Annotated in this window: 11 protein-coding genes and 1 riboswitch; all 11 genes read left to right on the top strand. The window is 48.5% G+C overall.

Annotation, left to right across the window (positions count from 1 at the left end):
* The first annotated feature begins 39 nt into the window (after positions 1 to 39).
* The 11 genes from prfA to glyA all read left to right on the top strand — a co-directional run bounded on the left by prfA (position 40) and on the right by glyA (position 13,308).
* Positions 40 to 1,107, top strand: a complete 1,068-nt coding sequence (gene prfA, locus AC4PM4_RS11440; protein WP_063566965.1) for a peptide chain release factor 1 — start codon at positions 40 to 42, stop codon at positions 1,105 to 1,107.
* A gap of 25 nt (positions 1,108 to 1,132) precedes the next feature.
* The gene (prmC, locus tag AC4PM4_RS11445) at positions 1,133 to 2,017 is read left to right on the top strand and encodes a peptide chain release factor N(5)-glutamine methyltransferase (protein WP_491613686.1); all 885 of its coding nucleotides are present in this window, start codon (positions 1,133 to 1,135) and stop codon (positions 2,015 to 2,017) included.
* An 85-nt stretch (positions 2,018 to 2,102) separates the two neighbouring features.
* Entirely contained in the window at positions 2,103 to 3,323 is a 1,221-nt protein-coding gene (locus AC4PM4_RS11450; RefSeq protein ID WP_072733630.1) for an FtsW/RodA/SpoVE family cell cycle protein, read from the top strand.
* A 213-nt stretch (positions 3,324 to 3,536) separates the two neighbouring features.
* Positions 3,537 to 4,757 carry an FtsW/RodA/SpoVE family cell cycle protein gene (locus AC4PM4_RS11455; RefSeq protein WP_491613639.1) on the top strand — a complete coding sequence of 407 codons (1,221 nt, stop codon included), beginning with the start codon at positions 3,537 to 3,539 and terminating at the stop codon, positions 4,755 to 4,757.
* A gap of 754 nt (positions 4,758 to 5,511) precedes the next feature.
* Positions 5,512 to 7,071: a glycosyl hydrolase family 18 protein gene (locus tag AC4PM4_RS11460; RefSeq protein ID WP_491613640.1), complete on the top strand. Its 1,560-nt coding sequence runs from the start codon at positions 5,512 to 5,514 to the stop codon at positions 7,069 to 7,071.
* Positions 7,072 to 7,361: 290 nt separating this feature from the next.
* Complete coding sequence (gene spoIIR / locus AC4PM4_RS11465) at positions 7,362 to 8,021, top strand: stage II sporulation protein R (protein ID WP_491613641.1); 660 nt, start codon at positions 7,362 to 7,364, stop codon at positions 8,019 to 8,021.
* 319 nt (positions 8,022 to 8,340) lie between these two features.
* Positions 8,341 to 9,462, top strand: coding sequence for an L-threonylcarbamoyladenylate synthase (locus AC4PM4_RS11470; protein ID WP_491613687.1), 1,122 nt, complete (start codon positions 8,341 to 8,343; stop codon positions 9,460 to 9,462).
* A gap of 172 nt (positions 9,463 to 9,634) precedes the next feature.
* On the top strand, positions 9,635 to 10,195 hold the full coding sequence (locus tag AC4PM4_RS11475; RefSeq protein WP_063568347.1) for a manganese efflux pump MntP: 561 nt from the start codon (positions 9,635 to 9,637) through the stop codon (positions 10,193 to 10,195).
* A 126-nt stretch (positions 10,196 to 10,321) separates the two neighbouring features.
* Positions 10,322 to 10,894: a low molecular weight protein arginine phosphatase gene (locus tag AC4PM4_RS11480; RefSeq protein WP_063568348.1), complete on the top strand. Its 573-nt coding sequence runs from the start codon at positions 10,322 to 10,324 to the stop codon at positions 10,892 to 10,894.
* A gap of 116 nt (positions 10,895 to 11,010) precedes the next feature.
* Positions 11,011 to 11,092, top strand: a riboswitch (ZMP/ZTP riboswitch).
* A 141-nt stretch (positions 11,093 to 11,233) separates the two neighbouring features.
* Positions 11,234 to 11,827 carry a TIGR01440 family protein gene (locus tag AC4PM4_RS11485; protein WP_063568349.1) on the top strand — a complete coding sequence of 198 codons (594 nt, stop codon included), beginning with the start codon at positions 11,234 to 11,236 and terminating at the stop codon, positions 11,825 to 11,827.
* Positions 11,828 to 12,060: 233 nt separating this feature from the next.
* The gene (gene glyA, locus AC4PM4_RS11490) at positions 12,061 to 13,308 is read left to right on the top strand and encodes a serine hydroxymethyltransferase (protein ID WP_162842473.1); all 1,248 of its coding nucleotides are present in this window, start codon (positions 12,061 to 12,063) and stop codon (positions 13,306 to 13,308) included.
* Positions 13,309 to 13,686 lie beyond the last annotated feature (378 nt).

A 13,686-nucleotide genomic window follows, 5' to 3' on the forward strand; every position in this document is an offset into this window, starting at 1 on the left:
GAAATGCTGGAACGAAAATAATGCGTGAGGTGACTATACATGTTTGATAAATTACAGGCGTTAGCCGACCGTTACGAGAAACTCAGCGAGCTGCTGTGTGACCCCGATGTAGCAAGTGACAACAAGAAGCTGCGGGAATATTCCAAAGAACAATCGGATCTGCAGCCTACCTATGAAGCGTACAATGAGTACAAACAAGTGAGCCAGGATCTTGAAGCTGCGAAAGAAATGCAGGGCGAGAAGCTGGACGACGAAATGCGTGAAATGGTCAAAATGGAAATTGATGAACTGAGTACTCGCCAGAAAGAACTGGACGATCTGATTCGTGTTCTCATGCTGCCCAAAGACCCGAATGATGATAAAAACGTCATCGTAGAAATTCGTGGTGCAGCTGGTGGGGATGAAGCGGCGCTGTTTGCAGCGGATCTCTATCGGATGTACACACGTTATGCCGATACGCAAGGCTGGCGCGTGGAACTGATGGACGTTAACACAAATGATTTGGGCGGATTCAAAGAGGTCGTATTCCTCATTAATGGACGCGGCGCGTACAGCAAAATGAAATACGAAAGTGGCGCACACCGTGTGCAACGTATTCCTACAACGGAATCCGGCGGTCGGATTCATACGTCTACTTCGACAGTAGCCGTTATGCCTGAAGCCGAAGATTTCGATATTGAAATCCATGATAAAGATATCCGTGTAGATACGTTCTGTTCCAGTGGTGCCGGTGGACAATCGGTTAATACCACGAAATCGGCTGTACGGGTAACTCACGTTCCAACGGGAATTGTGGCTACGTGTCAGGATGGTAAATCCCAGAACTCGAATAAGGAAAAAGCATTGCAGGTTCTGCGTACGCGTATCTTCGATATGATGCGTCAGGAAGAAGAAGCGAAAATTTCGAGTGAACGGAAGAGCAAAGTGGGTACAGGTGACCGCAGTGAGCGGATTCGTACCTATAATTTCCCACAAAGCCGTGTTACGGATCACCGTATCGGATTGACGATGCACAAGCTGGATCAAATCATGAATGGTGAGATTGCTGATATCGTGTCTGCACTGACGATTGCCGAGCAGACGGATATGATGGATAGAGGAGAATAATGCTGTGACCCGCGCGCAGTTTGTCATGACGCCGGAACAGAGTTGTCGGGAAGCCTTCGTGGAGGCTTCCTCTTTTTTGGAGAAGTGCGGCGTGTACGAGCCGCACAACAATGCCCGGCTACTGCTGGAACATGTACTCGGCCGCGAAGGGGCCGCGTACTATATGATGCAGCCGGAGCCCTTTCCCAGCGAGCTTCGCAGTCGCTGGGAAGACGCCGTCACGCGCAAGGCTGCGGGTGAGCCGGCGCAGTACATTATCGGCAGCCAGGAATTCTACGGGCTGCCGTTCGAGGTCACTCCGGCTGTGCTGATCCCGCGGCCGGAGACCGAGCTGCTGGTCGAGGCTGTGCTGCGCGAAGCCGACCGTGTGTTTCCCGGCGGCGCTCCGCTCGCCGTCGACATTGGCACGGGCAGCGGAGCCATCGCGGTGACGATGGCTTCGCAGCGCCCGCACTGGCAGGTAGGCGCCGGAGATATCTCGGCGGCTGCCCTGCAAGTGGCCGCGCGGAACGCGGCCGCGAACGGGGTACAGATCGACTTCCGTGAAGGCGATCTGCTGGCCCCGTTCGCCGGGGCACGGGTGGACATCCTGGTGTCCAACCCGCCTTACATCCCGGCGGCAGATATCGCCGGGTTGCAGCCCGAGGTGCGCGATCATGAGCCGCGCACGGCACTGGACGGCGGCCCCGATGGGCTGGGGCCGTACCGCATCATGCTGGAGCAGCTTACGCTGCTGCCTGCACCGCCGCAGATCATCGGTTTTGAGCTGGGTCAGGGACAGGCAGGGGACATCGCAACTCTGCTTGAATCGGCCGGATATTGGCCGGAAATTATCGTCGTGCCAGACCTTGCAGGCATTGAACGGCATGTACTGGGTGTTCGTACTTCGGAACAGGTGACGAAAATGTAAGGTTCCACGGGTTTTCTTTTTGCCGTGAAATCCTCTACAATGAGATATACCGAAGATTGCTGAATGCTTGGAGGAACATAACTACATGCTGCATAAATTCAAAAAAATAGACTATTCGATTGTTTTTATATTGCTCATACTGATGGCTATTAGTATTTTGTCGATTTATAGTACCACCTTCGGCAGACCAAAGCTGGAGGGACTCACGAAAAGTGCAGTGATGTATTATATTTTGGGCTTCGTGGTCTTTTTTGGGATGTCGATGATCAACTACAAATTCATTATCAAAAATTATTTGTATATCTATGGCGTGGGTATGCTGCTGCTCATTTTCGTTATGTTCTTTGGTAAAGAATATTATGGCGCCAAAGGTTGGCTATCCATATTCGGAGTCAGTTTGCAGCCTGCTGAATTGTTCAAGTTATGCCTGATTGTTTTTTTATCGGCCTTTTTAGCCAGAAAAAAGAATCGTCCGCTTTATTTTGGACGTGATGTCATTCCGATCTCACTCTGTGTACTGCCGCCATTACTACTCGTATTACTTCAAAATGACTTGGGGAATGCGTTAAGTTATGTGGTCATTCTTGTGGGGCTATTATGGATTGGTAATATTAAATTTACTCATGCCCTTATTGGTTTTATTATCGCTGTGGCTGCTTTTATCGGTGGTATACAGGCTTATATTCATTATCACGATGAGATTGTCAAATTTCTGAAGGATGTTGGACGTTCGCACTGGGCAGATCGTTTCGATCCATGGCTTGTGCCGGATTTGACCTCAAGAGATGTTCTCTGGCAGACGTATAACGCGAAGCTTGCAATTGGTTCTGGCGGCATTACGGGAAAAGGGTATTTGGAAGGAACAACGATTCAGTCGAATCGGGTGCCACTGGCATATGCCGATTCGATCTTTGTACAGATTGGGGAGGAATTCGGTTTTATAGGTGCATCCGTGTTGCTGCTACTGTACTTTATTCTTATTCACAGGCTTGTGCTGATTGCGTTGGAATGTAAGGACAGGGCAGGGCCATATCTGATTGTCGGTATTATAGCGATGCTGCTCTACCAGATTTTTGTTAATATCGGTCCGTTCATTGGTCTGATGCCGCTGACTGGGATTACCTTGCCGTTTATTAGTTCGGGTGGTACCTCAATTATGATCAACATGATCAGTATGGGGATTGTGATGAGTATCAAGGTTCACACGGAAGAGAACGAGGATATCCTTGGTTCCGCAGAACAACCAGGCATTACAGAACTGGTCATGAAGCTAGTTAGACGCAAATCAACACAGCAGGAGCAATAGTCTTTATCCTAGGACAGACTCTTTGCAAATGAATACGATACAAGCTAACCCTGAAATCAACAGATCGGAGCAAGACAGATCTGTGGGTTTCAGGGTTTTTCGTTGTTTTGTTTGACGGATTTCCATTTTCTCTTCCAATTCTATACAATGGTAATATTAAAGACTAATGGAAATAATTAATGGGTATTGAGCCTCAGGGGGATACGTGGGAACATGCTGAGAATGCTGAAGAAGATGGACGGGGTTATTCTGTTTGTGTTGCTGCTGCTTATGGTCATGAGTGTATTTACGGTGTACAGTGCGATTCAGTCCGATCCGAAATTGGGCAATCATCATATCAAAACCTTGCAGTTTTACGGAATTGGATTCGTAGCCCTCATTGGTATTGGATTGGTCAATTATAAACTGTATATCCAATATGCGTTTTATATTTACGGGTTTGGGATTGTCCTGTTGATTCTTGTTAATTTCATAGGGGGCACGATCAATAATGCGAATGGCTGGATAAAGATTAATGATTATCTTTCTTTTCAACCGGCAGAGTTGTTTAAAATGATCTTGATTCTGTTTCTGGCTCATGTATTGGTCAAAAGAAAAAATTCTACGCTTCGTTTCTGGAAAGACATCGTTCCTATTGGTTTATGGACGTTCGTTCCCTTTGCACTCGTAATGATTCAGAATGATCTGGGCAACGCCCTTGGATACATCGTGATTCTGGCCGCTGTGTTATGGATAGGGAATATCAAGTTGTCGCATGCACTAATTGCTCTTGCCATTGTGGGGATAACCTTTTTTGGATTCGTCAAAGCATATACGTCATATCACGATGAGATTTTTACCTTTCTGGAAAAGGCGAACCGGGAGCACTGGGCCGAGCGAATTGATCCTTGGCTTGTACCGGATAAAGCAACGTCGAAAGCTTCCTGGCATACGAAAAATGCGGGTCTCGCCATAGGCTCGGGAGGCATAACAGGCAAAGGCTACATGCAAGGCACATCTGTTCAATCGGGGCGTGTACCGTATACATATTCGGATTCCATTTTTGTGGTCATTGCCGAGGAGTTTGGTTTTGTAGGTGGATCTGTTCTGCTCTTAATGTATTTTATCCTCATTCATCGTATGGTGTTAATCGCTTTACACTGTAGAGACCGGGCGGGACCTGTCGTGATTGTGGGGATTATCGGCATGTTGTTATATCAGGTGTTTGAAAATATTGGTGCTTTCCTTGGGCTGATGCCGCTTACGGGCATTACGCTGCCATTTATCAGCTATGGAGGCACCTCGTTGCTCATTAATATGGCATGTATCGGGCTGGTGATGAGCATTAAATTGTATGGCCCGGAAGAAGAGGACGAGCTTCTTATAGGTGAACAACGACCTACCTTACTGGAACGTTTATGGAGTATGGTCAAAAAGGAAAAGACAACAGCGTAATCTTGAAGTTTGGTATGATTCATCTCTGCTATGGACATCCAGCTTCTCATTAAGAGGGGGAGTATGTTATAGAGCAGTAAGTGATTTGTTTGTTATTCTGATCTTTGCCTGCGCAGCCAGGTGAAGATCTTTTTTTTTTGTTAAAAAGGCAAGGCGATCTTTGGAACTTTGAATGAATGCCAAATTTAAATTTTATTGACAAATATTTCAATTCTGTATTATCCTAATTTTAACTAGATTATATACGTATTTTACCCGCCTACTTACACTCTACACGTCAGACAGTAATCAATACTTTGAAAGTCGGTTATAAACCTACTCCTCATCCATGCAACTAGTCATGCCAATGATGAATGTAATTGTAATTTCGTTGGTGTACTTCTTCCCTAGATTATCAAAATTGTTCAGCCACAAATTTCCTTTGATATCCCATTGCTCTTCAGCTCAACGTACTATGATCCTTTTGAGTTAGCCTATTTTTTCTGCGAATCTATGTATTCCATCCATGAATGTTCAGCAGACCAGATTTCTTTTTCTTTAAATGAAATCGATTACATTTAATTGTAAACGCTTCCTTTATTTCGAGTCTGATTGGAACAGAAAGGGTGGAAAAGCGATGTGGATCAACAAACATAGCCTTTCAGCGGCATTAACGAGAGAAGCAGCAGGGAGTACAGGGCGTGATCCTCCTGCTAACCAAAACGTGAGGCTACTGCTGAATTCCTAAAATTAAAACCCAAAGGAGAGTTAAGTGATGAACCTAAATCGAGTCGGTACGATCCCTTCATTTGTAAAAATGTTCATGCTCTTGTTTTTATCTTTTGCACTAACCGTTTCAACATTTGCTATCGGACCGGCGAAACAAGCTGAGGCAGCTCCTCTTCCAAAGAAAATTATTGCTTATGTGGCTGGTTGGGCCAATTGGACCGCGAATGATATCAAGGCAGAACAGCTCTCTCATATCAATTACTCCTTCGCTCTAATCTCTAACGGCAAAGCAACCATTACAAACTCGGATCGTACCAAACTGCAACTTATGGTTGGACTGAAATCCAGAAACCCTGATCTGAAGGTGTTATTGTCTGTTGGGGGCTGGGGAGCTAACGGTTTTTCAGACGCAGCGCTAACAGACGCCTCACGTACAACCTTTGCCGATAGCATTGTGCAGTTGGTAACCTCCAATAATCTGGATGGTGTCGATCTGGATTGGGAATATCCGACCAACCCTGCTGCCGGTACAACTGCACGGCCACAGGATAAACAAAATTTCACACAACTGCTCTCGAAGGTGCGTGAGAAGCTGAATGCTCAAGGACAAATGAATGGCAAACAATATCTGCTGACCATTGCCGCCGGAGCGAGCAGCAGTTATCTGAACGGTGTAGAAATCAATAATATCACGCCTCTGCTCGATTGGATCAATCTGATGACTTACGATTTTCATGGAACCTGGGACGCAACCACAGGTCATCATACGAATCTGTCCGGAAGAGATATTAGTGTAACGTCTGCGGTCAATCTGTTCAGAAATAGCGGTGTTCCCGCGAATAAACTGGTTATTGGCGGAGCCTTTTACGGCCGGGCTTGGACTGGTGTCCAGAATTCGAACAATGGTCTGGACAGGCCAGCTTCGGGTGGTTTTGAACCCGACTACAACACTATTGTCAGCCAGTATTTGAATAAAAACGGGTATACACGGTACTGGGACAGCAGTGCCCAAGCTCCTTATCTGTTTAATGGGAATACCTTTATCTCCTATGACGACCCGCAATCGCTCAGCCTGAAGGTGCAATATGTGAAAAACAGCAATCTGGGTGGCATCATGTTCTGGGAGTACAGCAATGACCGCTCAGGTGCGCTACTTCAAGCCGTATATTCGGAGGTTACGGGTGGGGGCACGGTGCAGCCTCCGAATCCAAGTGGATACAACTATCTGGTTGCTCAAGCCAATCAGCAAATCATCTCTGCCGAGAATCAAGGCAATGACCAGCTTGTCGCCAATCGGACGACGGCAGGAGACTGGGAGCTTTTTGAATGGATCACGAACTCCGATGGAACGGTGTCCCTCAAGTCCAAAATCAATAATAAATATGTCACAGCGGATGTTAATATGGGTGGGGCCCTGATCGCCAAAGCCACAACCATTCAGCAATGGGAGAAGTTCAATCGTATAGATTTGGGTGATGGAACAATCGCGTTGCAGGCACTCGCCAATAACCTGTATGTGACCTGTGATTTGAATAATGGCGGTAAGCTTGTAGCGAGCCGCAATTCGGTTGGCGGGGCTTGGGAAGCTTTCCGGGTGAATAAGTAACCGATACACTGATATCCATGCATCATGCCATATTGGAACACCAAGGGTAGGTTAGAGATTTAGATTTATCAAAGAAGTGCCAGCCGACAAGCGTTCCATAGGCAGGCGCTTCTTTGATTTTCGTCATACATAAAGCAAACTAACAGTCCTTTCGTTTTAAGTATTACCCGCCTATTAAAATTTTAGTAGATTTGTAATCTAGCAGGTTTACTTCCGTCTCTTCCGGGCATACTGATAGACATGAGAGAGTTACAGGGATCATGATCACGGGAGCCGAGGGGGAGAACGGAATGAGCAGAAGAATCGTGAAACAAATTGGACTTATAATTGTATGTCTTATGATGATTATTATGATGTGGGAAGGTCAGAAAACGGATGCAGCTGTGGCGGCCACAGCGATTCCGGAACAATCCATTCGCTTGCGCATTCTGGCAAACTCGGATGCAGCGGGAGATCAGTTGGTCAAACGCGAGATTCGGGACGCCGTCGTTGCCCAAATGAATGGGTGGGTAACCGAACTGGAGAATCCGCAAAGTCTGGAAGAAGCGCGTGGGGTCATCCGTCAGCATTTATCTGAAATCGAGGATCGTGTAGGAGAAGAGCTTGCCAATCGTGGCTTAACCTATTCATATCAGGTGGAACTTGGGGTTGTTCCGTTTCCAACCAAATTATATGGGGGTACCGTATATCCGGCTGGAGATTACGAAGCAGTGCGGATAACACTGGGAAAAGGCGAGGGACAAAACTGGTGGTGTGTGTTGTTTCCACCATTATGCTTCATAGATGCAGGAACAGGTGATGCGCTGGCGAAGCCTGCAACACCATCTGCAGCTGCCGTAGAGCCTGGGGACGCACAAGCATCTGTGCAGGCAGCTACACCAGAAGCGCGTTTCTTCCTGTGGGATATGGCGGTCAAATTGTGGGATTGGGTGACGGGATTGTTTGCATAACTGTATAACATGCTGCTGGATATAAGCTTTATCAGGGGACTTCGATTCATGGAAGTGCCCTTTTGTTGTATCATAGGCTCGAGTCAAAGATCGCATGATGTTAATCGCTGGGAAGATTCAGACCGCATCCTTGGGCAGAGCAGATATGTTATAATTATAGGAATCAGAAAACATAAGCGAAGAAGGCATCTCGGAAGCGGAATGTCTTGCATTAACTACCCTACTGAAGTTTAGGAATGATGGATATATGACGAGAGAGAACGAGCAATTGCATCAGTCTTCCATGAAAGGCATGGAGAACGATGAAAGTACAGAGAAAATGGTTACAAGTATGTGGGATGTCAATGTACTGGTAACCAATGAGAACAAGAATGACGTGGCAAAAGGGAGTGCGTATAAACAGGCTCTTGCTGACTTACAGGATGCCGCAGCCTGTCTTCGTCAAGGACAGACCGTGGCATTCCCAACCGAGACGGTATACGGTCTTGGCGCAGACGCTCGCAGTACAGCTGCGGTTGAAGCTGTATTTGCAGCCAAAGGGAGGCCTTCAGATAATCCGCTGATTGTGCATATTGCACAGCGTGACCAGTTGGATTCACTGGTCACGGAAGTGAATGGCACAGCGGAGGCGCTGATGACGGCCTTCTGGCCGGGGCCGCTAACGCTTGTGCTGCCGGTTAGGCCAGGGGCGGTATCCCCGCGAGTTACCGCCGGTTTGGACACGGTGGCCGTGCGGATGCCGGACCATCCGGTGGCCTTGCAGTTGATCGCGGCGGCGGAATGCCCGGTCGCCGCGCCGAGCGCTAACCGCTCCGGGCGGCCAAGCCCGACCCTCGCAGCACATGTGCGCGAGGATCTGGCAGGCCGCATCGGCGGCATCGTGGACGGCGGCCCCACCGGGGTGGGCGTCGAGTCCACGGTGGTGCAGGTCGGTGACGACGGTACCGTCACCATCCTGCGCCCTGGCGGCATTACGGCGGAACAGCTGTCCGCCGTTGCCGCCCGTGTCGCCACGGACCCGGCGCTGCTCGCCGAGGGGCCCGGTGGCGATGACAGCCCGGCGCCGCGCTCGCCGGGCATGAAGTACACGCACTACGCGCCCACAGGTGCGCTGTGCGTGGTGGAGGGGCCGCCCGCAGCGGTGGCGGCCTGGATCAGCGCCGCCCTCGCAGAGGCGGCGCAGCGCGGGGAGCGCACCGCAGTGCTGGCGTTCGCCGAGCACGCGGAGCAGTACCGCGCCGATGCCGTGTTCTCGCTGGGCGAAGCCAGCGAGCTGGAGGAAGCAGCGCGCCGGCTGTACGCCGCGCTGCGCAGCTGCGATGAGCAGGGGGCCACATATATTGTGGCTGAAGCCTGCTCACGCGAAGGGCTGGGAGCAGCCGTCATGAACCGGCTGCTCAAGGCGGCAGGTCACCGACTCATTCAGGTCGGTGACCGATAGCTCCCTTTTTCCATAATATCGCTAGAATATTTCCCTCTGGCACTCGTCCTCTAGTTACGACTAGCAATTCCATTTTTTTGAGCTGGGATTGCAAAATGTCTTCTCAGGTCATGTTTATGTCCTTGTCCGCATAAGGTGTACAAGAACCTTTACGTGACTTGGGGGTATGGGGATGTGGGATGTGTCTGCCCATGTAGGGCAGTTGGTAACCATTTTGATTATGGCCGTCGCTCTCGGACTCGACGCGTTCTCACTCGGCATCGGGATTGGTATGAAGGGCATTCGTATGAGAGACGTATTGCGAATCAGTACCGTAACGGCCCTGTTTCACATCATCATGCCGCTCATCGGCATGTATACGGGCAAATATGTCAGTTCCTTGCTTGGTGACATTACGACGTATGCAGCTGGCGGTCTGCTGGTCCTGCTCGGCGCCCATATGATCTTGAACGCTTTCCGGGAGGGAGATACCAAACTGGTGGATCATCGATCTTTGCTCGGTGTGATACTGTTCTCACTGAGTGTCAGTGTGGATTCGTTTTCCGTTGGAGTCTCGCTCGGCATGTTCAGCAGTGACTTGGTGTTAACGGTACTGGCTTTTGGCGTCTGTGGTGGAGCAATGTCCGTCATGGGTCTGATGTTGGGACGGCGTGTGAGCCAGAATATGGGCGATTACGGAGAAGCGGTCGGCGGAGCGATCTTGCTCGCTTTTGGACTTTTGTTTATATTTTAAAAAAAACGACGTTAACCATAATTACAGCCTAGTGCAGTCTTCAATATATAGTTAAGAGTTTCATTGGTTCAGATGGAGTTTCAAACATGATTCGACAACATTTGCAAAATGGGGAGGCTAACCACAATGAAACATATTTTGTTTGTATGTACAGGGAATACATGTCGCAGCCCCATGGCGGAGGGACTTTTACGTAAACTGGCGTCTGAGCGGGGCATTCAGGTGGACGTTCGTTCCGCAGGTGTAGCCGCAACAACGGGCATGCCGATTTCCCGTCATGCGGAGGCTGTATTAAGGGATCACAACGTTGAGGGACCCCCACATTCGACGCTTCTTAGCTCCAACCTAGTCGGCTGGGCCGACCTGATTCTCACGTTAACACGCAGTCATAAACAGCATGTCATGCAGGTTTTTCCTGACTCGGTACACAAGACGTATACCTTGAAAGAGTATGCGGAAAATGACGAACAAGTCTTGAATGATCTTCAGGAATTGGACAGCCTGTTTGCAACATTCGAAATGAAACGTGCGCTAGGTCAGGAGATTTTGGCATCTGAACGTGAGCGGGCAATCGAGATCAGACAACGCATTCCGAGCTTTGATATTTCGGACCCGTTTGGCGGCAGTCGCGACGATTACAACATCGCTGCGGCAGAGATTCGGACTGCGCTCGATAGACTTTTGGACAAGTTGGAGTAATTGGATTCGTTTAATCATTCCCAGGTACCGATAGATTTCCATATAAAAAACGTACATGGGATGTAAATTACCCGTTGATTTTAAACGCAGGTTGTTTTATGATGAATGGGAAAACAGGGATCCGGTGTAACTGGCGACGAAGTGGGCATAACCACGATGGAGCACCGGAACAAACGGCCGGTCGCCTGGGCAAAAGAGCAATTCTGCGTTACCCGCAGACTGCTCTTTTTTTCGTCTTTCATCTGATTATTCGCTATAATAGTACCTGAAATGCCATACAAGAGAATACCAAGGGCAGCCAAGAGGAAGCCGGGCATGATTTTATCGGGAGGCGATAGGATGACTATTGAGTTAGATTCGGAACAACCCGGATTGCATGAACAGACCGCATCCATTCTGCGTGAACTGGCGCTTGCCGGACAGCTTGGACCTGGACAGATCGTTGTGATCGGTACAAGTACAAGTGAAGTTGCAGGCAAACGGATTGGTACAAGCGGTGCTGTTGAAGTAGCGCAGCAGCTTCTTGCGGGTATACGCGAGGTGCAGCAGGAGTTCGGTTTTGATGTTGTATTCCAATGCTGTGAGCACCTGAACCGTGCGCTGGTTATGGAGCGTTCACTGCTTACACGTCTTGGATTGACTGAAGTGGGTGCAGTACCTGTGCCCAAAGCAGGTGGCTCCATGGCATCCGCAGCGTATCGCTCGCTGACCGATCCATGCCTGGCTGAACATGTGCAGGCCCATGCGGGACTGGATATTGGGGAGACGATGATTGGCATGCATTTGCGGCATGTGGCAGTACCTTTCAGAACAGCACTCCGCTACATCGGTGATGCCCGTGTAACTACAGCACTGACCCGTCCGAAGTTGATTGGCGGCGAGCGTGCAGTGTATCGTATGGAAGAGCAACCAGATTCGACATTTTGTGACTGATATCTTCAACCTATTTAAAGCCAAATTAGACTTTACACGAAAACGGAGAGTGCAACACCAATCTGAAGAAGCAAAGCGTTCGCCTTTATCCCCGGATTTCCCCCTTATTATAAGGGAGTTCAGAAAAATCTGGGGATAACAGCGATCGGAAGATGGTGATGCAATCGAAGTCAGGAGTGTAACCACTGTAGTTTCGCTTTATAACTTCACTTATAACTGGGAGGAATTTAATCATGGAACAATTGCGCAAGAATGACCCGGCAGTACTGGAAGCGATGAATCTTGAACTGAAACGTCAACAAAACAACATTGAGCTGATCGCGTCCGAGAACATCGTAAGCGAAGCGGTTATTGAGGCAATGGGATCTGTACTTACTAACAAGTACGCTGAAGGATATCCAGGCAAACGTTACTACGGTGGTTGTGAGCATGTGGATATCGTAGAAGATATCGCGCGTGATCGTGCCAAAGAATTGTTTGGGGCAGAACATGTGAATGTTCAACCTCACTCTGGTGCACAAGCGAACATGGCAGTATACCTTGCGGCTCTGAAACCGGGTGATACTGTGCTTGGTATGAACCTTGCGCATGGCGGACACCTCACACATGGTAGCCCGGTTAATGCTTCCGGATTGTTGTACAATTTCGTGGCTTACGGTGTACAAGAAGATACATTCCTGATTGATTATGATGAAGTGCGCAAAGCGGCATTTAAACATCGCCCTCGTATGATCGTTGCAGGTGCAAGTGCATATCCGCGTATCATTGATTTTGAAAAGCTTGCTTCCATCGCTAATGATGTAGGTGCTTTGTTCATGGTGGATATGGCTCACATTGCAGGACTGGTAGCTGCAGGCTTGCATCCAAGCCCGGTTCCACATGCGCATTTCGTAACGACAACAACTCACAAAACGCTGCGTGGACCCCGTGGTGGTATGATTTTGTGCCGCAAAGCTTGGGCAGCAGCGATTGATAAAGCGGTATTCCCTGGTTCCCAAGGTGGACCTCTGATGCACGTGATTGCTTCCAAAGCGGTAGCATTCGGTGAAGCACTGCAACCTTCGTTCAAAACGTATGCACAAAACGTGGTAAAAAATGCACAAGTATTGGCTGAAACGCTGATTGCTGAAGGATTGAACATCGTATCCGGCGGTACAGACAACCACTTGATGCTGATCGACACACGCAGCGTGAATATCACAGGTAAAGAAGCCGAGCATGTACTTGATTCCATCGGTATTACCGTGAACAAAAATGCAATTCCGTTTGACCCAACTAGCCCGTTTGTAACGAGCGGTATCCGTATCGGTACACCTGCAGCTACTTCCCGTGGTATGAACGAAGAAGCGATGGTAGCTATTGGTAAGATCATTGCCAAAACATTGAAAAACCCTAAAGATACAGCTAAATTGGACGAAGCCCGTGCTGAAGTAACGGCACTTACGGACCAATTCCCACTGTACACAGATCTTAAATACTAAAAAACTTGCTCATGGTGTTTGTGTTTGAGATGTTCTTCATGTAAACATGCAGACGGAGCAAACCGAAAGAACCTGAAGAAGCGTAGCGCTCGCCTTTATCACCGGAATTCCACCATTTATTAATGGATCAAAAGAATTCTGGGGATAACAGCGATCAGAAGGTCATTCGGTTTGCGGAGCTTCATAAGTATTAACACATTTTTTAACATTCAACTGACATAACAGCGAGAGCAAAAAGGACCGGAAGACTCATTTTTCCGGTCCTATTTTTATAGGATTCGGTTTTCTGTAATGATTAAGTGCCCTTTGATGGTGTAATTCGGTGTAGGTGATGATATAATATACAGGATTTATCGGGCCTATGAATGATGATTAGGC

It is taken from the genome of Paenibacillus sp. MDV22-iso6, assembly GCF_058408365.1.

Coding starts and splice junctions, on each gene's coding strand:
- AC4PM4_RS11480 (WP_063568348.1), top strand. CDS start 10,322: ATGAAACATATTTTGTTTGTATGTACAGGGAATACATGTCGCAGCCCC.
- AC4PM4_RS11485 (WP_063568349.1), top strand. CDS start 11,234: ATGACTATTGAGTTAGATTCGGAACAACCCGGATTGCATGAACAGACC.
- AC4PM4_RS11470 (WP_491613687.1), top strand. CDS start 8,341: ATGGTTACAAGTATGTGGGATGTCAATGTACTGGTAACCAATGAGAAC.
- AC4PM4_RS11455 (WP_491613639.1), top strand. CDS start 3,537: ATGCTGAGAATGCTGAAGAAGATGGACGGGGTTATTCTGTTTGTGTTG.
- prfA (WP_063566965.1), top strand. CDS start 40: ATGTTTGATAAATTACAGGCGTTAGCCGACCGTTACGAGAAACTCAGC.
- spoIIR (WP_491613641.1), top strand. CDS start 7,362: ATGAGCAGAAGAATCGTGAAACAAATTGGACTTATAATTGTATGTCTT.
- prmC (WP_491613686.1), top strand. CDS start 1,133: ATGACGCCGGAACAGAGTTGTCGGGAAGCCTTCGTGGAGGCTTCCTCT.
- glyA (WP_162842473.1), top strand. CDS start 12,061: ATGGAACAATTGCGCAAGAATGACCCGGCAGTACTGGAAGCGATGAAT.
- AC4PM4_RS11475 (WP_063568347.1), top strand. CDS start 9,635: ATGTGGGATGTGTCTGCCCATGTAGGGCAGTTGGTAACCATTTTGATT.
- AC4PM4_RS11450 (WP_072733630.1), top strand. CDS start 2,103: ATGCTGCATAAATTCAAAAAAATAGACTATTCGATTGTTTTTATATTG.
- AC4PM4_RS11460 (WP_491613640.1), top strand. CDS start 5,512: ATGAACCTAAATCGAGTCGGTACGATCCCTTCATTTGTAAAAATGTTC.